This is a genomic window from Brevibacterium ihuae (assembly GCF_900184225.1).
Lineage (GTDB): Bacteria > Actinomycetota > Actinomycetes > Actinomycetales > Brevibacteriaceae > Brevibacterium > Brevibacterium ihuae.
Window position 1 is genome coordinate 522996 of record NZ_FXWZ01000002.1, and the last position, 22527, is coordinate 545522.

The following is a 22527-nucleotide window of genomic DNA, read 5'->3' on the forward strand; positions in this document are numbered from 1 at the left end:
GTGAGCTTGTTCTCCACACCTTCCGAACTCGTGTCCTACCTCAAGGACAACGACGTCCAGTTCGTCGACATCCGGTTCTGCGACCTCCCCGGAGTGGTGCAGCACTTCAATCTTCCGGCCTCCGCCTACGGCGAGAACGAGATCACCGAGGGTCTGCTCTTCGACGGCTCGTCGATCACCGGGTTCCAGGGCATCCACGAGTCCGACATGAAGCTCCTCGCCGACGTGTCCTCGGCATTCATCGACCCCTACCGCGATGCGAAGACCCTCGTGGTCAACCACTCGATCGTCGATCCGTTCACCGACGAGCCGTACTCGCGCGACCCGCGCCAGGTCGCCGCCAAGGCCGAGGCCTACCTCAAGAGCACCGGCATCGCCGACACCGTCTTCATCGGTGCGGAGGCGGAGTTCTACCTCTTCGACAGCATCCGGTACCAGAACGATCCCGGCCACGGCTTCTTCAAGATCGACTCGGAGGAAGCGGCCTGGAACACCGGCCGTGAGGAGCTCGGCGGCAACCTCGGCTACAAGACCCCCTACAAGGGCGGTTACTTCCCGGTCTCCCCCTCGGACCACTTCGCCGACGTGCGCGACGCCATCTCGCTCACCCTCCAGGAGCTCGGTTTCGAGGTCGAGCGCGCCCACCACGAGGTCGGCACCGCGGGCCAGCAGGAGATCAACTACAAGTTCGACTCGCTCAAGAAGGCCGGCGACCAGCTCCTCGACTTCAAGTACGTCGTGAAGAACACCGCGCTCGAGTACGGCAAGTCCGCGACCTTCATGCCGAAGCCGCTCTACGGCGACAACGGCTCGGGCATGCACTGCCACCAGTCCCTGTGGAAGGACGGCGAGCCGCTGTTCTACGACGAGAACGGCTACGCGGGCCTCTCCGACGTCGCCCGCTGGTACATCGGCGGCCTCATCGAGCACGCCGGCGCGGTCCTCGCCTTCACCAACCCGACGATCAACTCCTACCGCCGTCTGGTCAAGGGCTACGAGGCACCGGTCAACCTCGTGTACTCCGCGCGCAACCGCTCCGCGGCGATCCGCATCCCGGTCACCGGCTCCTCGCCCAAGGCGAAGCGCCTCGAGTTCCGCGTGCCGGACCCGTCGTGCAATCCGTACCTCGCCTTCTCCGCCCAGCTCATGGCCGGACTCGACGGGATCAAGAACCGCATCGAGCCGCCGGAGCCGATCGACAAGGATCTCTACGAGCTGCCCCCGGAGGAGCTCGGCGACATCAAGCTCGTGCCGGGCACCCTCGACGAGGCGCTCCTCGAGCTCGAAGCCGATCACGACTTCCTCACCGCGGGCGACGTGTTCACCGACGACCTCATCGAGACGTGGATCAGGATCAAGCGCGAGGAGGAGCTCGAGGTGGCGCGCCTGCGTCCCACCCCGACCGAGTTCGAGCTGTACTACTCGATCTGAGCGCACTCACCTGAGAGCACGGACCCCGGCGGCATCCGCCGGTCCGCATCCGAAGGCGGGACATCCGGGAGGATGTCCCGCCTTCGGCGTTCCCGCTCGTTCCGTATGGGCACAACCACGCCGACCGGACCCGGGATGCGCCCTAGACTGAACAGCATGACGCACTACGATCTGCTGGTCATCGGCACCGGCTCGGGCAACTCGATCGTCGACGAGCACTTCGACGGGATGTCGGTCGCGATCGCCGAATCCGGGCTGTTCGGCGGCACTTGCCTCAACGTCGGCTGCATCCCGACGAAGATGTTCGTCCACACTGCCGACCTCGCCGCGGCCGCCGCCGACTCCGGAGCCTTCGGCATCACCACCCGGTTCGAGGGGGCCGATTGGCCGGCGATCCGCGACCGGGTCTTCGGGCGCATCGACCCGATCGAGTCGAGCGGGCGGCAGTACCGGACGCATGAGCTTCCGAACGTCACCGTGTACCCCGAGCACGTCCGGTTCACCGGTCCGAAGTCCTTCGCCGCGGACTCCGGCCAGGTGTTCACCGCCGATCGCGTCGTCATCGCCGCCGGTTCACGGCCCATGCTGCCGGAGATCCCGGGGATCGATGCCGAGAGGATCGACTCGCCCGGATACCCCGTCGTCACCAATGACACCGTCATGCGCCTCGATTCGCTGCCGCGCACGATGACCATCGTCGGCGGAGGCTTCATCGCCGCAGAGTTCGCGCACGTGTTCTCCGCCCTCGGCGTCGACGTCACCGTCCTCGTCCGCGGCACCGGGCTGCTCACGGCGCTCGACGAGACGGTCACCGAGCGCTTCACCCGCGCCTTCACGACCCACCACCGGACGCACCTCGGAGCTCAGATCCGATCCGCGGAGGTCACCGCCGGCGGCGTCCGGCTCGCATTCGCGAGCTCCGGCCGCGTCGCGGACGCCGCGATCCCCGCTGACACCACCACCGATCTCGTGCTGCTCGCCACCGGGCGCGTGCCGAATGTCGACCGCCTCGGTCTCGACACCGCCGGGATCGATGTCGTCGACGGCCGGGTCGCGGTCGACGAGCACCAGCGGGTGCTCTCAGGCGGGACTCCCCTGCCCGGCGTGTTCGCCCTCGGCGACATCAGTTCGCCCTACCTGCTCAAGCATGTCGCCAACCACGAGGCCCGCATCGTCCGGAGCAATCTCCTCGCCGACATCCGCGCCGGCGGGCCGGGCGCGGCAGGGGATTCCGCGCTCGCAGTGACGAATCACCGCGCCGTGCCCGCCGCGGTCTTCTCCCGCCCGCAGCTCGCGCACGTCGGAGCCACCGAGGCCGAGCTCCGCGCAGCGGGCATCGACGCCACGGTGGCGATCCAGGAGTACGGCGACGTCGCCTACGGCTGGGCTCTCGAGGACGGCACCGGATTCGTCAAGCTCATCGCCGACCGCCGCACCCGGCAGCTCCTCGGAGCGCACATCATGGGCGACGAGGCCTCGATGATCATCCAGCCGCTCATCCAGGCGATGGCCTTCGAACTGCCGGCCGACCGGATGGCGCGCGACCAGTACTGGATCCATCCCGCACTGCCCGAGGCCGTCGAGAACGCGCTGCTGGGCCTCGACTTCGCCGACTGAGTTCCGCGCTCCGCGGAGATCAGCCGACGCGATCAGTCGTCGTCATCACCATCGTCGTCATCGTCGTCGTCCCAGTCATCGTCGTCGTCATCGTCCCAGTCGCCTCCGCCGCCGCCCGGCGCCTGCGGAGCAGGGGCGACCTCCCGAGGCGCGGACCCGCCGCCGCCTCCACCGGAGCCGCCGCCGCCCGAGCCGCTGCCGCCGCCACCGCCGTGGCTGTCCGCCGGCGCCCGCCGCTCGACATCGAACTCGGAGCGCGGCTGCTCGGACTGCCCGTCCGGCCGAGCGGGGTCGTCGGGATCCGAGGGATCGAGGGAGGAATCATCGGAGCCCTCGCCGGCATCGGGGACCGGATCCTCGGTCGGACGTGCGGTGTTGCCGACGACCGGGTCGCCCTGCGCATCCGACGGGGCCATCGAATCGGTCACCCACAGGCCGATCCCTGCAGTGAGCGCGAGCATGAGCGCGGCGATGGTGATCAAGGTGCGCACGGGGTCCAGCCTTCCTGTCTCGGTGGACACCATCCTGCCGCGTCGCGATGAGCCGCGGATGAGCCGGTGATGAGAGAGTTCTCATCCGCTGAGGTGGGGCCCGCGGTCAGCGACCGACCGGGGGGTCCTCGAGCATCCGGTAGCCGATTCCCCGCACCGTCTCGATCGCCTCGGCACCGAACTTCTGGCGCAGGTACCGGACGTAGACCTCGACGACGTTGGACCGGCCCTCGTGGTCGAGCCCCCACACGCGGTCGAGGATCTGCTTTCGGGAGAGCACGGACCCGGCATTCTGCACGAAGAGCTCGGCGAGGGTGTACTCGCGCGCCGACAGATCGACGCGCCGGTCCCCGACGGCGGCGGTGCGGGAGTGCGGATCGAGCTCGATCGCGCCGGCCCGGATCGCGGGCAGGCTGCCGGTCGGCGGGTTCTCCGGCTCCGGGTGGCGGCTCCGCAGCCGGAGCTCGACGCGCGCGACGAGCTCGGACACCTGGAAGGGCTTGGCGAGATAGTCATCCGCTCCCCCGGTGAGGCCGTGCACGGTGTCCTCGCTCGACGTGCGGGCCGTGCACATGATCACCGGCGTGGTGTTCTTCGACTCCCGGAGCGCGGCGAGGATGGCGAACCCGTCGATCGTCGGGAGACCGACGTCGAGCACGATGAGATCGTAGTCGCCGTGGAGCGCCGACTGGAGGGCGAACATCCCATCGGGGGCGATGTCGGAGGAGTGCCCGGCCTTGGCGAGGCCCTTGGCGATGAATCGGGCGATGTTCGCCTCGTCCTCGGCGATCAGGATGTGTGCCACGGCAATCGGTCCTTTCTCCAGGGGGTGCGGGGGATGACGAGGGTGAAAGCGCTTCCGCGGCCGGGTGCCGACTCGAGGTCGACCCACCCGCCGTGGGCCCGCGCGATCGCGCTGACGATCGCCAGCCCGAGGCCCGAGCCCTCGGTCCCGCCACTGCCGGACCCGCGGCGGAAGCGATCGAAGATGTGGGGCTGTTCATCGTACGGGATGCCCGGGCCGTCGTCGGCGACCCGAAACACCACCGCGGCTCCCGCCTCGGGATGGGTCTCCGGCTGCGCGACCGCCGCCGCGGAGATCACGACGTTCGTCTCCGGAGGGGTGTGGACGACCGCGTTGCGGCACAGCTGCAGGAGCGCCTGCTGGATGCGCTGGCGGTCGATGACCATCTCCGTGTCGATCGAGGTCGCGACGGTGAAGGACTGCGGGCCGAGGTTCGAGGCCTTGGCCGCGACCTCCGACACGATCGAGGCCACGGATTCGGGGCCGATCCGGATGAAGTCCGCATGGCCCGCCGCCGCGAGCAGCGAGAGGTCCTGCACGATCCGACTCATCCGATCGACCTCGTCGAGGACGAGGGTGCGCGTCTCGGCGACGTCAGCGGGATCCTCCTCGTCGCACACCTCGAGGTTCCCGCGGATGATCGTCAGCGGCGTCTTGAGCTCGTGGCCGGCGTCGGACAGGAAGCGCCGCTGCTCCTCGATCCCGTCCTGCACCCGGTCGAGCATCGAATTGAAGCTCGCGCCCAGCCGGTCGATCTCGTCCCCGCTCCCCGACACCTCGACCCGCGCGCCGAGGTCGTTGGCGTCGGCGCGCTCGGCGACCTCGTTGATCTCGTGGACCGGGCGGAGCATCCGAGCCATGACACCGGCACCGAGCACCCCGACGACGATCACCGAGAACAGGCTCACCCCGGCGTAGATCCAGGCGCCCTGGACGACCTCCTCGTAGAACAGACCGAGGTCGTAGACGATGATGAAGTACCCCTGCGCGTCGTCACCGGGAACGGTGACCGGCACGATCGCCATCCGCACGAGCTCGGCTCCGAACCCCACGTCCGCGGTCACGGTGCGGGCGGGCGACTTGAGCTCGTGCATCTGCGCGACGAGGTCGGGATGGGTGATGTCGATGGAGCGCTCACCGGCGGGGATGTAGACGATCTCGTCGTCGATCATCGCGGCGAAGGACTCCGAGGCGCTCGGCACGTCCGCCGTCATCGCGGAGTACAGCAGATCGGACACCGACTCGAAGGGAGAGCCGTCGTCGTGCCCTGCCGCGGACACCGTGCGGAGATCCTCGATCTCGTCCTCGAGCTCCTGGTTGGCGCGGTCGGAGGCGCTCTTGGCCTGGAGCGCGAAGCTCATGCCGCCGGCGATGACGAGGCCGGCGAAGATCGTCGAGAGTACGACGAGCAGCGTCCGCCCGCGGAACGAGCTCACCGACCCCCGCAGCCGTGCCCACATCGTCAGCGGAGCAGCGTCTCGTACACCTCGACGGTATCGCGTCCGATCTGCTTCCAGGAGAAGGTGTCGACCGCGCGCTGCAGGCCGCGCCGGCCCATTTCCCGTGCCCGCTCGGGATCGGACACCATGCGGGTGAGTCCCGCGGCGAGATCCCGGACGAACGCCTCCGGGTCCCGGGGCGTCCCAGCGCCGTCGTCGACCTGGTCGATCGGCACGATGATCCCCGTCTCGCCGTCGAGGACGACCTCGGGGATGCCTCCGGTGGCGGTGCCGACGACCGGAGCGCCGCAGGCCATCGCCTCGAGGTTGACGATGCCGAGCGGCTCGTACACGCTCGGGCACACGAAGGTCGTCGCGTGGGTGAGGAGCTGGGTGAGCTTCTCCCGCGGGAGGACGGTGTCGATGAGGACCACGCCGGACCGCTTCTGCTGGAGGTCCTTGACGAGGCCGGCGACCTCGCGCGCGATCTCCGGGGTGTCGGGAGCTCCGGCGCAGAGCACCACCTGGACGTCCTCGTCGAGCAGCGCGACGGCGCGGAGCAGATAGGGCAGGCCCTTCTGGCGCGTGATGCGCCCGACGAACACCACCGTCGGACGGTCCGGATCGATCCCGTACTCGTCGAGCACCGCGGTGTCCGGGTTCGGCTTCCAGGCGCTCGAATCGATGCCGTTGTAGACGACGTGCACCCGTTCGGGGTCGACCTGCGGGTAGACCCGGAGGATGTCGCGCTTCATCCCCTCGGAGACCGCGATGATGCCGGCCGCACCCTCGTAGGCGGTGCGCTCGGCCCAGGACGAGAGCGCGTAGCCCCCGCCGAGCTGCTCGGCCTTCCACGGCCGCAGCGGCTCGAGGGAGTGCGCGGAGAGCACATGGGGGATGTCGTACATGAGCGAGGCGAGGTGCCCTGCCATGTTCGCGTACCACGTGTGGGAGTGGACGATGTCGGCCCCGGCGATCGAACCGACCATCGAGAGATCGACGCCGAGGGTCCGGATCGCGGCGTTCTGGTCAGCCAGCGCCTCGAGCTCGGGGTAGCCGGTGGCGTAGTCGAGGTCGCGCGGGCCGCCGAACGCGTGGACGCGGACGTCGCTGAGCTCGGCGAGCACCGCGCTGAGCTCAGCGACGTGGACTCCGGCGCCGCCGTAGACCTCGGGCGGGAATTCCTTGGACACGATGTCTGTACGCACGGTCCCATCTAATCACGGCCCGGCCGTGCCGGTGCGGGAGGGGCGAGTGTTGGCTCAGGCCCGGTCAGGGAATAGAGTGAGAAGTGCCCCAGCCGAGCTCGATCGGAGAAGGACTGCTGATGTCGGATCCCCGCGTACTGTCCATCGTCCTCGCCGGCGGCGAGGGCAAGCGCCTGCAGCCGCTCACCCATGACCGCGCGAAACCGGGTGTGCCCTTCGCGGGGAGCTACCGGCTCATCGACTTCGTCCTCTCGAACCTCGTCAACTCCGGACTGCGCGAGGTCGTCGTCCTCACGCAGTACAAGTCGCACTCGCTCGACCGGCACATCTCGGAGACCTGGCGCTTCTCCTCGCTGCTCGGCAACTACATCGCCTCGGTCCCGGCACAGCAGCGCGTGGGCAAGCGCTGGTTCCAGGGCAGCGCCGACGCGATCTTCCAGAGCCTCAACCTGATCTTCGACGCCAAGCCCGACATCGTCGCGGTGCTCGGCGCCGACCACGTCTACCGGATGGACTTCCGGCAGATGATCGACGCCCACATCGAGTCCGGGCTCCCCGCGACCGTCGCCGGCGTCCGCCAGCCCGTCGCCCTGTCCCAGCAGTTCGGCGTCATCGAGACCGTCGACGGCGATCCCTCCCGGATCTCCGCGTTCGTCGAGAAGCCGGCGTCCACGCCCGGACTGCCGGACTCCCCCGGCGAGTTCCTCGCTTCCATGGGCAACTACGTGTTCGACGCGCAGGCGCTCATCGACGCCGTCGTCTCCGACTCCAAGGACGACTCCTCGGCGCACGACATGGGCGGGGACATCATCCCGTCCTTCGTGTCCCGCGGGGAGGCCGGGGTGTACGACTTCGAGCACAACGTCATCCCCGGCGCCGGGACGAAGGACAAGGCGTACTGGCGCGACGTCGGGACGATCGACTCGTTCTACGACGCCCACATGGACCTCATCGCACCGGTCCCGTCGTTCGATCTCTACAACCTCCGGTGGCCGATCTACACCCGGCACACGGTGCTGCCGCCGGCGAAGTTCGTCCACGACATCGACCACCAGCCCGGCCGTGCTGTCGACTCGATCGTCTCCCCCGGCGTCGTGATCTCCGGCGGGTACGTCGAGGGCTCCGTCGTGTCCCAGGGCGTCACCGTCGACTCGCTCGCCGCGGTGTCGGCCTCGGTGATCATGGACAACGTGCGGATCGGGAGGGGCGCCCGGGTGCACCGCGCGATCCTCGACAAGAACGTCGTCGTGCCTCCCGGGGAGACCGTCGGCCTGTTCCCCGAGGTCGACCGCAGGCGGGGCTTCACCGTCACTGACGGCGGTCTCACCGTCGTCCCGAAGAACCACGTCATCAACGACGACCCGTTCGACGACACGCCCAGGCTCCACCCCTGAGTCCGGTGCCTCTCGCACAGAGACACCCGCGCCGCCCGCTCCCGCTCCGCTGATGCGAGCAGGAGCGGGCGGTCTCAGTCGAAGGCGTAGAAGAGCCGCTCCATGACCTTGCGCGCCCGTCGCGTCGCCCCGAGGTACTCCTCCGCGAGCTTCTGCGCGCTGCCCGGGCGGTATCCCATGAGCCGGGCGGAGGCCTCGAGCTCGGTGTGGTCGGCCGGCAGGGCCTCGGCGGTGCGGCCGCGGTAGAGCATGACCGCCGAGCGGAGCGCGGTCGCCATCGACCATGCCGTCTCGAGCACGAGCGCGTCGTCCGATGACACGAGACCGGCCTCGACCGCGGCCTCGAGCGCTTCGAGCGTCGAGGTGGTGCGCAGGCCCGGGTGCTCGGCGGCGTGGCGGAGCTGCGCGAGCTGCACGGTCCACTCGACGTCGGACAGGCCTCCGCGGCCGAGCTTGATGTGGCGCTTGGGATCCGCACCGCGCGGCAGCCTCTCGCTCTCCATCCGCGCCTTGAGGCGCCGCATCTGGCGCAGCGATGAATCCGGCACCGCACTCGGGTAGCGGAGCGGATCGATGAGCGCGGTGAAGTCGTCCCGCAGCCCGGGGGTGCCGGCGATCGCGCGGGCGCGCAGCAGTGCCTGCGCCTCCCAGGGCTCCGACCACTTGTCGTAGTACTTCCGATAGGACTCGAGACTGCGCACGAGCGGCCCCGACTTCCCCTCGGGACGGAGGTCGGCGTCGATGTCGACGGCCAGGCCGCGCGCCCCGGTGTTCCCGAGCTCGGTGGCCAGGGCGAGGGCGACCTTCTTCACGTGCGCGGCGAGCTTCCCGGACTCCTCCGCGCCGAGTCCGGATGCGCAGGGGCGGTAAACGAACATCACGTCGGCGTCGGAGAAGTACCCGATCTCAGCCCCGCCGAGCCTGCCCATCGCGATGACGGCGAACTCGTAGTCGGGGACGTCGGCCTCGGCGTCGAGGCGCATCCGCACGGCAGTGAGCGCGGAATCGATCGCGATCTCCATGAGACCCGAGAGGATCCCCGGGACCTCGGAGAGCTCGACGACGCTGAGGATGTCGGCGAGAGCGGTGCGGAGCACCTCGCGGCTGTACAGGGCACGGATCGGGTCGAGCGCCTCGGCACCGTGCCGCTCGAGCAGGCCCGCCACCTCCTGTCGCAGCGCCGCGGTGCTCCGCGGACGGAGCAGGTCCTGGTCGTCGAGCCATTCCGCCGCGGTGGGCGTGTGGAGCAGGAGGTCGGTGGCGAATGCGGAGAGCGAGAGCACCTGCGCCATGGACCGGGCCGCGACCCCGGAGTCCCGGAGCAGCTTGAGATACCAGTTCGATCCCGAGAGCGACTCCGAGAGACGGCGGAATGCGAGCAGACCAGCGTCGGGGTCGACCCCCTCGGAGAACCAGTCGAGGAGCGCGGGCAGCACCTGCCGCTGGACGGCGGCTGCCCGGCTCACCCCGGAGGTCAGCGCCGCGATGTGGCCCATCGCGGACTTCGTCCCCCGGTAGCCGAACGCCGCGAGGCGATCGCGCGCGGCCTCGGTCGACATCGCGCCGATCGCCCCCTGCCCCGCCGCGGCCTCGAGGATCGGCCGGTAGAAGATCTGCTCGTGGAGGCCGCGCACCCGTCGGGCATGGCGGGAGCGCTCTGCGGTGAGCCGCTTCTCGGACCGGTCGCCGAGGGCGAACACGGTGCGGGCGAGGGTGCGGAGCTTCGCCTCCTGGGTGGGGAGGAGTGCGGTGCGCTGCATGCGCGGGATCTGCAGCCGGTGCTCGATCACGCGCATGAAGCGATACGCCTCGGCGAGATCCGCCGCGTCGGCGGAGGCGATGTACCCCGTCTCCCCGAGCGCCTCGAGGACGCGCAGGGTCGTGGGGACGCGGATCCGGTCGTCGGCGAGGCCGTGGACGAGCTGGAGGAGCTGGGCGGAGAACTCGACGTCGCGCAGACCGCCGGGCCCGAGCTTGATCTGCCGCTCCGTCTCCTTCTTGGGGATGAGGTCGACGACGCGCACCCGCATCGCGCGCACCTGCTCGATGAACCCCTCGCGCTCCGAGGCGGTCCACACGAACGGGTTGAGGGCGTCGAACCACGCCGCTCCGAGCGCCCGGTCGCCGGCGATCGGGCGGGCCTTGAGGAGCGCCTGGAACTCCCAGTTGTGCGCGACCTCGCGGTAGTAGTGCTCGAACTCCTCGAGCTTGCGCACGAGCGGTCCGGCCTTGCCCTCCGGACGGAGGGCGGCATCGAGCTCCCACAGCGCGGGCTCCGGCGCGGAGCCGCTGATGATCTCGACGAGCCGGAGCGCGAGCCGGGTCGCGCTCCGCGCGGCGGCGGAGTCGTCGGCTCCCCCGAGCGGGGAATAGCAGAACACGACGTCGACGTCGCTGACGTAGTTGAGCTCCCGGGCCCCGCACTTGCCCATGCCGATGACCGCGAGTGCGGCCGTGTCGGCGTCCTCGACCTCCGCGCGGGCGACGGCGAGGCCCGCGTCGACCACACCGGCGGCCAGATCGCTCAGCAGCGCGGTGACCGATTCGACGATCGAGGTCGGCTCGAGAGCGGCGAGATCGTCGGTCGCGACCTGGACGAGGAGGTCGCGGTAGGTCCGGCGGAGGGCGGTGACGGCGGCGTCCCCGCTCAGCGCGGCGACGGGATGCTCGGCCTCCGGGTCGGCTTCGACGGCCTCGAACATCACCCGGCGGACCGCCTCGGGCTCGGCGGATTCGGAGCCGATGATGAGGTGGGTGTCGGACCCTTCGAGTGCGAACACCGATCCGGGCCAGCGCACGAGGTGGTCGACGCTCGCTTCCGAGGCGCCGGCGAGGAGGACGAGGCGCGAGACGAACGCCGGGTTGTCCTCGATCGCAGCCCGCATCCGGTCGCGACCGCCGTCGCGGGCGACGGCCTCGACGACGCGGAGAACGCCGAGCGCCGCGGCATCCGGGTCGGCGGCGGTGGCGAGCAGCCCTTCGACCGCGGGTCCGGAGAGCACCTCGCCGCCGAGGTGCTCGTCGGCCTCGGCGAGGAACCGCCGGGACCGGGTGAGCGTGCCGGCGGTGCCCGACCGTGCGGAGTTCGAGCGTCCGACGACCATCAGGGTGCGGTGAAGTGTCGGCCGAGCTCGTACTCGGTGACCTGAGCGCGGTAGTCGTTCCACTCCTCGCGCTTGTTGCGGAGGAAGAAGTCGAACACCTCCTCGCCCAGGGTCTCAGCGACGAGCTCGCTGTCCTCCATCCGGGAGATCGCCTCGTCGAGGCTCGCCGGCAGGGAGTCGATGCCCATCGCCCGGCGCTCGTTGTCGCTGAGCTCCCAGACGTTGTCCTCGGCCTCGTCCGGCAGCTCGTAGCCCTCCTCGATGCCCTTGAGCCCGGCAGCGAGAAGGACGGAGTAGGCGAGGTACGGATTCGCCGACGAGTCGACGCCGCGGTACTCGACGCGGGCCGAGGACGACTTGCCCGACTTGTACTGCGGCACCCGGATGAGGGCCGAGCGGTTGCGGTGGCCCCAGCAGATGTAGCTCGGCGCCTCGTGCCCGGTCCAGATCCGCTTGTAGGAGTTGACGTACTGATTCGTCACCGCGCTGATCTCCGCCGCGTGGCGCAGCAGTCCGGCGACGAACCGGCGGCCGGTCTGGGACAGCTGGTACTCCCCCGTCGGCTCGTAGAAGGCGTTGCTCTCCCCCTCGAACAGCGAGAGGTGGGTGTGCATGCCGTTGCCGGGGTGCGGCGCGAGCGGCTTGGGCATGAACGAGGCGTACACGCCCTGCTGGAGGGCGACCTCCTTGACGAGCGCCCGGAAGGTCATGACGTTGTCGGCCATGGTGAGGCCGTCGGCGTAGCGGAGATCGATCTCGTTCTGTCCCGGGCCGGCCTCGTGGTGGGAGAACTCGACGGAGATCCCCATGGCCTCGAGCGTCTGCACAGCGGTGCGCCGGAAGTCATTCGCGGTGCCCCCGTTGACGTGGTCGAAGTACCCTGCGGTATCGACGGGCACCGGCGGGCGTCCGCCGAGCTCGCCGGACTCGAAGAGATAGAACTCGATCTCCGGGTGGACGTAGAAGGTGAATCCCTGTTCGCCGGCGCGGTCCATCGTGCGGCGGAGGACGTTGCGGGCGTCGGAGGCCGCCGGATGGCCCTCGGGCGAGTAGATGTCGCAGAACATCCGTCCGGTGGGCTCCTCCTCGCCGCGCCACGGCAGCAGCGAGAACGTCGACGGGTCCGGCCGCAGCACCATGTCGGATTCGTAGACGCGTGAGAACCCCTCGACGGAGCTGCCGTCGAAGCCGATGCCCTCGCCGAAGGCGCCCTCGAGCTCGGCCGGGACGATCGCCACCGACTTGAGCTGGCCGAGCACATCGGAGAACCACAGGCGGATGAACCGCACGTCGCGGTCCTCGACCGTCCGGAGCACGAACTCCTGCTGGCGGCTCATGGCGCTCATCGGCCGTTCCACTCCCGGTCCTCGGCGTCCCACTCCGCGGAGTTCGCCTGCGCCTTCGAGAGCGCGTTCTGCGCCTCCTCGGCGGTGTCGTAGGGACCCATCCGGTTGTCCCACGCGCTCGCGCGGCCCTTCTCCACCTGCCGGGTCTCGGTGTTGAACCAGTACTTCTCTGCACCGGCGTCGGTGTTCGCGTCCGACATCTCGGGTCTCCTTCGCTGCGGGTGCGGGCCCGGACCGGTTCGATCCGGTGCCCGTGCTCGGGTGGGCGATATCCACCTTACCGCCGCGCGGTCCCCGACGATACGGGCGACCCGGAGGGCATCGCGCCCCAAAGGTTTGCTCGCCCGACCTTTAGCGACGTAGAGTGTCCTGACCGCAGCATCCGGCGCCGCTCCGCGGCGCGCACCCCGAGGGAGTCATCAATGAAGATCGCCGTCCCGACCGAGATCAAGAACAACGAGCACCGGGTGGCCATCACCCCCGCCGGAGTGGTGACGCTCGTCGGCGCCGGTCACGAGGTCGTCATCGAGTCCGGAGCCGGGATCGGCTCGGCGTTCACCGACGAGGACTACACGGCCGCCGGAGCGCACATCGTCGCCGATGCCGCCGAAGTCTGGGGGTCGGCGGAGATGGTCCTCAAGGTCAAGGAGCCGATCGCCGAGGAGTACGCGCACCTGCGGGAGGATCTCATCCTCTTCACCTACCTCCACCTCGCCGCGGACGAGCCGCTCACCAACGCGCTCCGCGAATCCGGGACCACCGCGATCGCCTACGAGACCGTGCAGCCCGAGTCCGGAGGCCTGCCGCTGCTCGCACCGATGTCGGAGATCGCCGGGCGGCTGTCGACGCAGGTCGGCGCCCACACCCTGCTCAAGGCCAGCGGCGGACGCGGCATCCTCCTCGCCGGGGTGCCCGGAGTGCGCCGCGGGAAGGTCACCGTGATCGGCGCCGGGGTCGCAGGGACGAACGCCGCCCGGATCGCGATGGGCATGGGGGCCGACGTCGAGATCATCGACATCGACATCCCGCGGCTGCGGCATCTCGACGAGATCTACGGCTCGAGCCTGCAGACGACGGTGTCGAACCCGTACGAGATCGCCCGCGCCCTCGAGACCTCCGATCTCGTCATCGGCTCGGTGCTCATCCCCGGGAAGCGCGCGCCGAAGCTCGTGACCGACGAGATGGTGCAGGGAATGCGGACCGGCTCGGTGCTCGTCGACATCGCGATCGATCAGGGCGGCTGCTTCGAGAACTCGAAGCCGACGACGCACGACGACCCGACCTTCACCGTGCACGACTCGGTCTACTACTGCGTGGCGAACATGCCCGGCGCGGTGCCGAACACCGCCACCAAGGCGCTGACGAACGCGGTCTTGCCCTATGCGGCGCGGATCGCGAAGTCCGGCTGGCGCGAGGCGCTCGGCGCCGATCCCGCGCTCGCGCGCGGTCTCAACGTCCACGGCGGCGCGGTGACGAACGCGAACGTCGCCGAGGCCTTCGGCCTCGACCACATCTCCCCCGACGAGGCGATCGCCGGCTGAGCGGCCCCGGCCGGGTCAGGCCCCCATCATCGTCGTCGCCCGGAAGTGCTCCTCGCACAGGCGGCCGGCCTCGTCGGCATCCCGGTCCCGGATCGCCGCGACGATCGCCGAATGGTCCGCGCACGCGCGGGCGAAGAGCTCGGGGGAGAACGGATCGTGCCGGAACCCGGTGTTGATCCGCCGGTCGAGATCGGTGACGATCCGCACGATCTCCGGATTGTGCCCGGCTGTGGCCACCGCGTGGTGGAAGCGGGCGTCGGCGCGGCGCGCGGCGGCGGCGGAGTCGTGGGTCGCGTAGTCAGCCGCGAGCTCCGCGAGATGCTCGACCTCGGCGTCGGTGCGCCGCAGCGCGGCGAGGTGGGCGGCACGGTTCTGGACGATCGCCCGCGCGTCGAGCAGATCGACCCGCGCGCGGTGGAACTCCTGGAGCCGGTCCTCGGCACCGGAGAGAGCGCGCGCATCCCCGTCGGTGACGAAGGTGCCGCCGCCGCGGCCGCGGCGCCGTTCGATGAGCCCGCCGCGCTCGAGCCGGTCGAGAGCGGCCCGGACCGAGGAGCGCGACACCTGCATCGCGGCCGCGAGCTCGCGCTCGGGCGGCAGCGCGGTGCCGACCGGAAGGGCCCCGACCGCGATCGAGGACATGATGTGATCGGCGATCTGCTGGGGTGCGCTCGTCATCACGACGACGTCCCCCAGGCCGCTGAGCTCCGCATCCATGGGGCCTCCTTCCTGCGCCCATCCTAGGCGCCCGCACCGCCGCCGCGACCCAACCGCCGGAACCTGCACGCGCCGGGTCGAGCGGATTAGACTGGAGTCATCATGACTTCACACGCGCCGCTCGGCACCCTCACCCCTGGCACCGTCTCACCCCAGCGCTCCGTCCCTGCAGGCATCGAGCGCCCGGAGTACGTCGGGCGGGCCGTCCCCGACGAGGGGCGCGGCGGGGACATGTACACCGCCGAGGAGATCGAGCGGATCCGCGCCGCCGGACGGCTGGCCGGCAATGCGCTCGCCGTCGCGGGAGCCGCGATCGCCCCCGGGGTCACGACCGATGAGCTCGACCGGATCGCCCATGAGTACCTCTGCGACCACGGCGCGTACCCCTCGTGCCTCGGCTACCGGGGCTTCCCCAAGTCGATCTGCACCTCGATCAACGAGGTGATCTGCCACGGCATCCCGGATTCGACCGTCCTGCAGGACGGGGACATCGTCAACCTCGACATCACCGCCTACCTCGACGGGATGCACGGGGACACGAACTACACCTTCACCGTGGGCGACGTCGACGAGGAGTCGCGGCTCCTCGTCGAGCGCACCTACGAGGCGACGATGCGCGGGATCAGGGCGGTCAAGCCGGGTCGCGAGATCAACGTCATCGGCCGCGTCATCGAGAAGTACGCCGGCCGGTTCGGCTACGGCGTGGTGCGCGACTACACCGGGCACGGCGTGGGCCGGGAGTTCCACTCGGGGCTCATCGTCCCCCACTACGACGCTGCGCCCGCCCACAGCGAGGTCATGCGGCCCGGCATGGTGTTCACCATCGAGCCGATGCTCAACCTCGGCACCGAGAAGTGGGAGTCGTGGGACGACGACTGGACGATCGTCACCGCCGACCGCACGCGCTCCGCCCAGTTCGAGCACACGCTCGTCGTCACCGAGACCGGCGCCGACATCCTCACCCTGCCCGACGAGTCCACTGCGATCTATCACGGCCCCGCGGCCTCCTGAAAGGCGGATCATGACCGACTTCCTCGACACCGACGCTCCCTTCGGGATCGGCGTCGACATCGGCGGCACCGGGATCAAGGTCGGCCTCGTGTCGCTGGCCGAGGGCTCGCTGCCGTTCAAGCGCGTCCGCGTCCTCACCCCCAGGCCCGCGACCCCCGAGGCCGTGGTGGGCGCCGTGGCCGACGCCGTCGACCAGGTCGTCGACAAGGCGGTGCGGAAGAAGGTCGTGCCGGAGGCCGGGAGGATCGCCGGACTGCCGCTCGGCATCGCGTTCCCCGGAGTCGTCAAGAACGGCCGGGTGCTGTTCTGCCCCAATCTCGACCAGAGCTGGATCGGCGAGAACCTGCCCGCGGAGATCACCGCCGCCACCGGCCGGGACTGCTTCGTCATGAACGACGCCGACGCCGCTGGACTCGCGGAGATGTCGTTCGGCGCCGGACGCGAGCACCGGAAGGACACGGTGATCCTCACGACGCTCGGCACCGGCATCGGCACCGCACTCTTCCACGACGCCGCACTCGTGCCCTTCACCGAGCTCGGTCATCTCGAGATGAACGGGCGGGACGCCGAGACCCAGGCGGCGGAGTCGGTCAAGGTCCGCGAAGGACTCGACTACCCGGAGTGGGCGCAGCGCCTGCAGCAGTACTACTCCATGCTCGAGATGCTCTTCACCCCCGATCTCTTCATCGTCGGCGGAGGGATCTCGAAGAGCCACGACCAGTTCCTGCCGCTCCTCGAGCTGCGCACCCCGATCGTGCCGGCGGAGCTCCGCAACGACGCCGGGATGGTCGGTGCGGCGTACCTCGCCGGCCGCAACGGCCGGGCGAAGGTGAAGAAGCGCCGCTCCGTCGTGTGATGGGGTGAGGACAGGCCGTCTGTACGCCGGGTTCTGTGCACGGGCCGGTCACCCGGACACCGTGTGACGGTCATCTGTCTAGGGCCGCCGTCGCCGACGGCCTCGAGCGATCCACCCGACAGCTCGGGCGAGCAGCCCTCGAGCGCTGTCTGTCCGATCTTGCTCCCAGCGGGGTTTACCCAGCGATTCCGGTCACCCGGAACCCTGGTGGTCTCTTACACCACCGTTTCACCCTTACCGGCCTGCACGCGGCAGGCAGGCGGTCTGCTCTCTGTTGCACGTGCCCGCGGGTCGCCCCGGGTGGGTGTTACCCACCGCTGCGCTCTGCGGAGCCCGGACGTTCCTCGTCAGCGCGAACGCTGCCGCGACCGTCCGACGACCTGTCCTCGACGCACCAGTCTAACCCCTAGGATGGTGGACCGTGATCATCCTCCTGCCGCCCTCCGAGGGCAAGACCCCGGCGGCGACCGGACCGCTCCTCGACCTCGATGCGCTCAGCCTTCCGGAACTCGCCGCCGCCCGCGCCGAGGTCCTCGACTCCCTCGCCGAGGTGTCGGCGGGCGAGGACGCCCTCGAACGCCTCGGGCTCGGTGCGAGCCTCGCCGCGGACGTCGCGCGGAACACCCGGCTCACCGAGATCCCCTGCGCACCGGCGATCGAGACCTACACCGGCGTGCTCTACGGCGCGCTCGGACGACTCACTCCCACGGCCCGGCGCCGCCTCGACCGGGTCCGGGTGTCCTCGGCGCTGTTCGGCATAGTCGGGGCGCTCGATCCGATCCCGGCCTACCGGCTGTCGATGAAGACCCGGCTCGACGGGCACGGGGTGCTCTCGACATGGTGGCGTCCGCGCCTGGCACCCGTCCTCGACGCGGAGTTCGCCGGGGAGCTCATCCTCGACTGCCGCTCGGCGGAGTACCGGAAGTCGTGGCCCGGGCCGTCCGGGTCGACCGTCGTCGTCGATGTCCACACCGAGAAGGACGGGGTGAGGACGGTCGTCTCCCACAACGCCAAGCACACCCGGGGCGAGCTCGTCGGTCACCTGCTGCGCTCGCGGGCCGAGCTGCCGACGGACTTCCGCGGGCTCGTCCGAGCGGCGAAGCGGCGCTACGACGTCGAGTTCGCTCCCCCGCACCGCGGACGGCCCGCTGTGCTCGACATCATCCTGCCGGGCTGAGCGGGCGCACGCACCTCTGCGGCAGTCGCCTGCCGCCTCAGGGCTCTCAGCCGAGCGGAGCGACGAGGAGCGTCTCGCACGAGTCGCACTCGACGACCGTGCCGGGCTCGGCTCCGGAGATCGCGTCGCGGGCCACCCCGCTGAGCTCGTCGCCGCAGGCGCCGCACGCACCGTGCGTGAGCACGGCGGCGCCGACCCGTCCCGCCGATTCCTTCGCGGTCACGCGTTGGCGGAGGTCGTCCGGCAGCTCCTCCGCCCGGCCCGCGCGCTCGGACTCGAGCTCCGCGGCCTCGGCGGAGAGCTCCTCGGCCCGCGCCTTCCGCTCGAGCTGGAGGTCCCGGCCCCGCGCGGCGATCTCGGCGCCCTCGGTGCGGAGCCCCGCGATCTCCGCGTCCTGCTCCTCGACGGTGCCGAGGCTCGTGAGCTGGTCCTCCTCGACCGACTCGCGGGCGGACTTCGCGCTCGCGATGTCGCCCTGGAGCGCCACGAGGTCTCTCGACGTCAGGCCCTCGCCGGAGGCGAGGCGCGCTTCCATCCGCTCGATCGTCGCGCTGCGCGCCGCGACATCGGACTCGAGCGCGGCGGTACGCTCGGCCTCCGCGGTGCGGGTCGCCTCGAGCGCGGCGATGCGCTCGGCATTGGCCTTGTGCTCGCCCGCGAGTCCGCGGAGCTGCTCGAGGAGCTCGGTCTGCTGGGCGGCGTGGGCGTTCTTCCGCAGGCGGGCCGACAGGTCGATCCAGTCGAGGAGGGCGCGGTGTGCGGTGTCGGTGAGGTGCATGCTCAGTCCTCGGTCGGTGAGGACGGGTCGGTGGATTCCGGGTCGGTGCGTGCGGATCCGGGCTGGGAGTCGAGCGGCTGGTCGATCCGCAGCGTCCACGGATCAGTGCGGATCCGGGACACGGTGATGTCGATCTCATGGCCGGCGGACTCCGCAGCGGTCGCGAGCTGGTCGGCGGCCCGGTCGAGCCACAGCGCCTCGGCGGCCCAGTGGGAGATGTCGATGAGATGGGGCGTGCCGTCGGTCCGGTGCGCGGTGTCGCGGGCCTCGGTCGCGGGGTGGTGGCGGAGGTCCGAGGTGATGTACACCCCGGCGCCGGAGCCGCGCACGGCATCGAACATCGAATCCCCCGCTCCGCCGAGCACGGCCACCCGGGTGACCTCGGCGTCCGGATCGCCGGCGATGCGCACCCCGGTCACCGTGGCATCGAGCACCGCGGCGAGGCGGCGGGCGAGCGATTCGACGGTCTGCGGCCCGGGCAGGTCGCCGACCCGGCCGATGCCCACCCCGGCGGGCGCCTCGGCTGTGGGGGCGAGCGGCGTCGTCCCGGTGAGGCCGAGCACCTCGGCGAGGACGTCGGTCACCCCGCCGCGGGCGGAGTCGGCGTTCGTGTGGGCGTTGAACTGCGCCACGCCGGCCCGGATGAGGGCGTGGACCGCTCCGCCCTTGAGGGTGCCGGCGTTGACCGAGGTGACCCCGCGCAGGAGGAGCGGATGATGGGTGACGAGCATGTCGTACCCGCCGTCGACCGCCTCGGCGACGATGGAGTCGACCGGGTCGAGGGCGAGGAGGAGTCTGCGCACCGGAGCCGCGGGATCGCCGACCGCGAGGCCGACGGTGTCCCAGCTCTCGGCGTAGGAGGCCGGCCACAGCTCCTCGCACAGGTCCATGATCGTCGTCACTGTCGCGGTGCTCATGGGGCCACCGTAGTACACCGCGGTCCCGCGCCCGCAGTGCTGCGCGGCCGTGCGGTTCACGGAGCGGACACGGCTGGGAGTGTGTCCCGGAGCACATTAGGGTGGACCCATGAACTCGATCCCAGCGCTGCGATCCAGCACCATCGCCGACGTCCTCCGCCGCACCGCACGGCGCACCCCCGACCGGACCGCCATCGTCTTCGGCGACCGGACGTGGACCTACGCCGAGCTCGACGCCGGGGTCACCGCGCTCGCCCGGCACCTCGTGGCCCAGGGGCTCGACCACGGCGACCGGGTGGCCGCCTACGGGAAGAACTCCGACCTCTACGCCCTCGTGTTCCTCGCCACGGTGCGCGCGGGCCTCATCCACGTGCCGGTGAACTACCAGCTCAAGAACGACGAGCTCGAGTACATCCTCGACGACTCCGGCGCCCGCCTCGTCATCGCCGATGCGGACATGGCCGGCGACATCGACGCGACGGAGACCGGCCGCGGCGCACAGCGCGCGACCTTCGAGGATCTCCTCGACGTCGCCCGCGCAGCCGACATCCCGCCGGCGGAGATGGGCGAGTTCGACGTCACCGACACCGACGTCGCCCAGCTGCTCTACACCTCGGGCACGACCTCGCTGCCCAAGGGTGCGGTGATGACGCACCGCGCGCTCCTCCACCACTACCTCAGCTGCCTCGACGTGCTCGACTTCGACGAGGGCGATCGACAGGTCCACGCGCTCCCGCTCTACCACTCCGCGCAGATGCACGTGTTCCTCATCCCGGCGCTCATCAAGGGCGCGTACAACATCATCGTCCCCGTCCCGGTGCCCGGCGACCTCCTCGCCCTCATCGAGTCCGAGGGGATCAACACCTTCTTCGCCGCGCCCACCGTGTGGGTCGCGCTCGTCAACCACCCGGACTTCGCCACCCGGGACCTCACGAGCCTGCGCAAGGCGTACTACGGCGCCTCGATCATGCCCGGTCCGGTGCTCCACAAGCTCGTCGCGCACCTCCCCGAGCTCGGGTTCTACAACTGCTTCGGGCAGTCGGAGATGGGCCCCCTGTGCACCGTGCTCCGACCCGAGGAGCACAAGGACCGGCTCGGCTCGGCCGGCCGCGCGTGCCTGTTCGTCGAGACCCGGGTCGTCGACCCCTCGGGCGTCGACGTCGAGCCCGGCACCCAGGGCGAGATCCTCTACCGCTCCCCGCAGCTGTGCGAGGGCTACTGGAACAAGCCCGAGGCGACCGAGGAGGCGTTCCGCGACGGCTGGTTCCACTCCGGCGATCTCGTCATCCAGGACGCCGAGGGCTATGTCGAGGTCATCGACCGGGTCAAGGACGTCATCAACACCGGCGGCGTGCTCGTCGCAAGCCGCCAGGTCGAGGACGCGATCTTCGAGCTCGACTCCGTCGCCGAGGTCGCGGTCATCGGCATGCCGGACGAGAAGTGGATCGAGGCGATCACCGCCTATGTCGTCCGCAAGGACGAGAGCCTCACCGCGGAGCAGGTCATCGAGCACGTCAAGGGTCGGCTCGCCGGCTTCAAGGTGCCCAAGGCGATCCACTTCGTCGACGAGCTGCCGAAGAACTCCTCGGGGAAGATCCTCAAGCGCACGCTTCGCTCGCGCTGAGCGGGCCCAGTCCGCGGTAGTCCTCGGTCACCGGTAGTCGTCGATCTCGATCGACTCCACCGGCTGTGACTCGAGCGCCGCCATGAAGCGCCACGTGTCGGGCCGCGAGCCGTCGACGTCGGTGAGGTCGTAGTGCCGGGCGAGCTCGTAGGAGCTCGTCGACCGGGTGTTCCACCGCGCCCGCTCCGGGTCCGCGGCGAGGGCCGCGATCCCGCGGGCGAGCAGCGCCGGGCTCTCCGAGATCGCGAACGCGTAGGGCGGCACGGCGTCCGACCGTCCGCGGTTGGCCCGGGCCGCCGCCTCCCACGTGTCCTCGGTGACACCGAAGCCCTCGAGCATCATCTCCGAGCGCAGCCAGCCGGGAGTCACCGACACCGCGGTGCCCTCGTGCTCGCGGAGCTCGTGGCCCGTGGCGAACGCGAGCCGGTCGACCGCCGTCTTCGTGAGATCGAGGAAGACCGTCGATCGGAAGTGCGCGGCGTTGTACGTCCGGGTGCCGTCGGTGATCTCGACGACGAGGCCGCCGGGTGAACGGACGAGCAGTCCGAGGGCGGCACGGCTCGTGAGGAGGTGGGTGAGGAAGCCGGTCTCGAACAGCTGCATCCCGCGGGCGAGGTCGTACTCCCACAGCGGGACGTCGAACTCGACGTACGCCTCTCCCCCGATGTCGTTGACGAGGATGTCGAGACGACCGTGCGCGGCATCGATCCGCTCGACGAGCGCGGTGATCTCCTCGACCCGCCGGTGGTCGACGACCTCGGCGTGGGCGATGCCGCCGGCCGCGGTGACGAGTCCTGCGGTCTCCTCGACGGTCTCCGGCCTGCCGTAGTCGGAGCGGGCCGCCCCGGTCGAGCGGCCGGTGCAGTACACCTCGGCACCGGCCCCGCCGAGCGCGCGGGCGATCGCGCGCCCGGCTCCGCGGGTGGCCCCGGTGACGAGGGCGATCCTGCCGGCGAGCGGCCGGGCGGGCTCGTCCGAGGTGTGCGGGAACGAGGCGTGTCGGGCAGGGGTGTGTCGGGCAGGGGTCTCCGGGTGCTGTGCGTCGGTGTCCATGATGCGAGCATGCCAGCC

General features: G+C 70.4%; 19 protein-coding genes and 1 other RNA gene. 8 read left to right on the forward strand and 12 right to left on the reverse strand.

Features of this window, described 5'->3' with window-relative positions:
* Positions 1-6: 6 nt before the first annotated feature.
* Both glnA (C1A17_RS02355) and C1A17_RS02360 read left to right on the forward strand, forming a co-directional pair.
* Positions 7-1431, forward strand: a complete 1425-nt coding sequence (gene glnA / locus C1A17_RS02355) for a type I glutamate--ammonia ligase (protein WP_101650367.1) — start codon at positions 7-9, stop codon at positions 1429-1431.
* 156 nt (positions 1432-1587) lie between these two features.
* A complete protein-coding gene (locus C1A17_RS02360; RefSeq protein WP_101650369.1) occupies positions 1588-3048 on the forward strand; it encodes a mycothione reductase in 1461 nt (486 codons plus the stop codon).
* Positions 3049-3080: 32 nt separating this feature from the next.
* Here the strand turns inward: C1A17_RS02360 and C1A17_RS02365 are convergent, their stop codons facing one another.
* From C1A17_RS02365 to glgA, 4 genes are all read right to left on the reverse strand, one after another.
* A complete protein-coding gene (locus C1A17_RS02365) occupies positions 3081-3539 on the reverse strand; it encodes a hypothetical protein (RefSeq protein WP_101650371.1) in 459 nt (152 codons plus the stop codon).
* Between the two features lie 106 nt (positions 3540-3645).
* Positions 3646-4344, reverse strand: a complete 699-nt coding sequence (locus C1A17_RS02370; protein ID WP_101650373.1) for a response regulator transcription factor — start codon at positions 4342-4344, stop codon at positions 3646-3648.
* The gene (locus tag C1A17_RS02375; protein ID WP_180953189.1) at positions 4329-5780 is read right to left on the reverse strand and encodes a sensor histidine kinase; all 1452 of its coding nucleotides are present in this window, start codon (positions 5778-5780) and stop codon (positions 4329-4331) included. Before C1A17_RS02375 ends, C1A17_RS02370 begins: the two co-directional genes overlap by 16 nt.
* A gap of 26 nt (positions 5781-5806) precedes the next feature.
* On the reverse strand, positions 5807-6991 hold the full coding sequence (glgA, locus tag C1A17_RS02380) for a glycogen synthase (RefSeq protein WP_101650377.1): 1185 nt from the start codon (positions 6989-6991) through the stop codon (positions 5807-5809).
* 116 nt (positions 6992-7107) lie between these two features.
* Between glgA and glgC the strand changes: the two genes are divergently transcribed.
* Positions 7108-8385: a glucose-1-phosphate adenylyltransferase gene (gene glgC / locus C1A17_RS02385; RefSeq protein WP_101651495.1), complete on the forward strand. Its 1278-nt coding sequence runs from the start codon at positions 7108-7110 to the stop codon at positions 8383-8385.
* A 74-nt stretch (positions 8386-8459) separates the two neighbouring features.
* Here glgC and C1A17_RS02390 read toward each other — a convergent pair whose 3' ends face one another.
* The 3 genes from C1A17_RS02390 to C1A17_RS02400 are packed head-to-tail and all read right to left on the reverse strand — an operon-like array spanning position 8460 to position 13035.
* Complete coding sequence (locus C1A17_RS02390) at positions 8460-11489, reverse strand: bifunctional [glutamine synthetase] adenylyltransferase/[glutamine synthetase]-adenylyl-L-tyrosine phosphorylase (RefSeq protein WP_101650380.1); 3030 nt, start codon at positions 11487-11489, stop codon at positions 8460-8462.
* Positions 11489-12826, reverse strand: coding sequence for a type I glutamate--ammonia ligase (gene glnA, locus C1A17_RS02395; protein WP_101650382.1), 1338 nt, complete (start codon positions 12824-12826; stop codon positions 11489-11491). The genes C1A17_RS02390 and glnA (C1A17_RS02395) overlap by 1 nt, the downstream gene beginning before the upstream one ends.
* 5 nt (positions 12827-12831) lie before the next feature.
* Positions 12832-13035 (reverse strand): hypothetical protein, encoded by a 204-nt coding sequence (locus tag C1A17_RS02400; RefSeq protein ID WP_101650384.1) that lies wholly within the window; start codon positions 13033-13035, stop codon positions 12832-12834.
* A 222-nt stretch (positions 13036-13257) separates the two neighbouring features.
* Between C1A17_RS02400 and ald the strand changes: the two genes are divergently transcribed.
* A complete protein-coding gene (ald, locus tag C1A17_RS02405; protein WP_101650386.1) occupies positions 13258-14376 on the forward strand; it encodes an alanine dehydrogenase in 1119 nt (372 codons plus the stop codon).
* A gap of 15 nt (positions 14377-14391) precedes the next feature.
* Here the strand turns inward: ald and C1A17_RS02410 are convergent, their stop codons facing one another.
* Entirely contained in the window at positions 14392-15093 is a 702-nt protein-coding gene (locus tag C1A17_RS02410; protein WP_101650388.1) for a FadR/GntR family transcriptional regulator, read from the reverse strand.
* Positions 15094-15195: 102 nt separating this feature from the next.
* On the opposite strand from C1A17_RS02410, the gene map reads away from it, so the two are divergent.
* Positions 15196-16104 carry a type I methionyl aminopeptidase gene (gene map, locus C1A17_RS02415; RefSeq protein ID WP_101650390.1) on the forward strand — a complete coding sequence of 303 codons (909 nt, stop codon included), beginning with the start codon at positions 15196-15198 and terminating at the stop codon, positions 16102-16104.
* 10 nt (positions 16105-16114) lie between these two features.
* Positions 16115-16960: a polyphosphate--glucose phosphotransferase gene (gene ppgK, locus C1A17_RS02420; protein ID WP_101650392.1), complete on the forward strand. Its 846-nt coding sequence runs from the start codon at positions 16115-16117 to the stop codon at positions 16958-16960.
* A gap of 6 nt (positions 16961-16966) precedes the next feature.
* On the opposite strand, the gene rnpB is transcribed toward ppgK, so the two are convergent.
* An RNA gene (gene rnpB / locus C1A17_RS02425) (RNase P RNA component class A) lies at positions 16967-17344 on the reverse strand.
* Positions 17345-17381: 37 nt separating this feature from the next.
* Between rnpB and C1A17_RS02430 the strand changes: the two genes are divergently transcribed.
* On the forward strand, positions 17382-18137 hold the full coding sequence (locus C1A17_RS02430; protein ID WP_101650394.1) for a YaaA family protein: 756 nt from the start codon (positions 17382-17384) through the stop codon (positions 18135-18137).
* 46 nt (positions 18138-18183) lie between these two features.
* Here C1A17_RS02430 and C1A17_RS02435 read toward each other — a convergent pair whose 3' ends face one another.
* A complete protein-coding gene (locus C1A17_RS02435) occupies positions 18184-18915 on the reverse strand; it encodes a CT398-like coiled coil hairpin domain-containing protein (protein ID WP_101650396.1) in 732 nt (243 codons plus the stop codon).
* A gap of 2 nt (positions 18916-18917) precedes the next feature.
* Complete coding sequence (locus tag C1A17_RS02440; RefSeq protein ID WP_101651498.1) at positions 18918-19832, reverse strand: Nif3-like dinuclear metal center hexameric protein; 915 nt, start codon at positions 19830-19832, stop codon at positions 18918-18920.
* Positions 19833-19941: 109 nt separating this feature from the next.
* On the opposite strand from C1A17_RS02440, the gene C1A17_RS02445 reads away from it, so the two are divergent.
* Entirely contained in the window at positions 19942-21456 is a 1515-nt protein-coding gene (locus C1A17_RS02445) for a fatty acyl-CoA synthetase (protein ID WP_101650398.1), read from the forward strand.
* 27 nt (positions 21457-21483) lie between these two features.
* Here the strand turns inward: C1A17_RS02445 and C1A17_RS02450 are convergent, their stop codons facing one another.
* Entirely contained in the window at positions 21484-22509 is a 1026-nt protein-coding gene (locus C1A17_RS02450; protein ID WP_101650400.1) for an SDR family oxidoreductase, read from the reverse strand.
* Positions 22510-22527: the final 18 nt, after the last annotated feature.

Excerpts from the sequence above, each read along its gene's own strand:
- C1A17_RS02360 (WP_101650369.1), top strand. The coding sequence starts at position 1,588 with ATGACGCACTACGATCTGCTGGTCATCGGCACCGGCTCGGGCAACTCG.
- C1A17_RS02390 (WP_101650380.1), bottom strand. The coding sequence starts at position 11,489 with ATGGTCGTCGGACGCTCGAACTCCGCACGGTCGGGCACCGCCGGCACG.
- glnA (WP_101650382.1), bottom strand. The coding sequence starts at position 12,826 with ATGAGCCGCCAGCAGGAGTTCGTGCTCCGGACGGTCGAGGACCGCGAC.
- C1A17_RS02400 (WP_101650384.1), bottom strand. The coding sequence starts at position 13,035 with ATGTCGGACGCGAACACCGACGCCGGTGCAGAGAAGTACTGGTTCAAC.
- ald (WP_101650386.1), top strand. The coding sequence starts at position 13,258 with ATGAAGATCGCCGTCCCGACCGAGATCAAGAACAACGAGCACCGGGTG.
- C1A17_RS02410 (WP_101650388.1), bottom strand. The coding sequence starts at position 15,093 with ATGGATGCGGAGCTCAGCGGCCTGGGGGACGTCGTCGTGATGACGAGC.
- map (WP_101650390.1), top strand. The coding sequence starts at position 15,196 with ATGACTTCACACGCGCCGCTCGGCACCCTCACCCCTGGCACCGTCTCA.
- ppgK (WP_101650392.1), top strand. The coding sequence starts at position 16,115 with ATGACCGACTTCCTCGACACCGACGCTCCCTTCGGGATCGGCGTCGAC.
- C1A17_RS02435 (WP_101650396.1), bottom strand. The coding sequence starts at position 18,915 with ATGCACCTCACCGACACCGCACACCGCGCCCTCCTCGACTGGATCGAC.
- C1A17_RS02440 (WP_101651498.1), bottom strand. The coding sequence starts at position 19,832 with ATGAGCACCGCGACAGTGACGACGATCATGGACCTGTGCGAGGAGCTG.
- C1A17_RS02445 (WP_101650398.1), top strand. The coding sequence starts at position 19,942 with ATGAACTCGATCCCAGCGCTGCGATCCAGCACCATCGCCGACGTCCTC.
- C1A17_RS02450 (WP_101650400.1), bottom strand. The coding sequence starts at position 22,509 with ATGGACACCGACGCACAGCACCCGGAGACCCCTGCCCGACACACCCCT.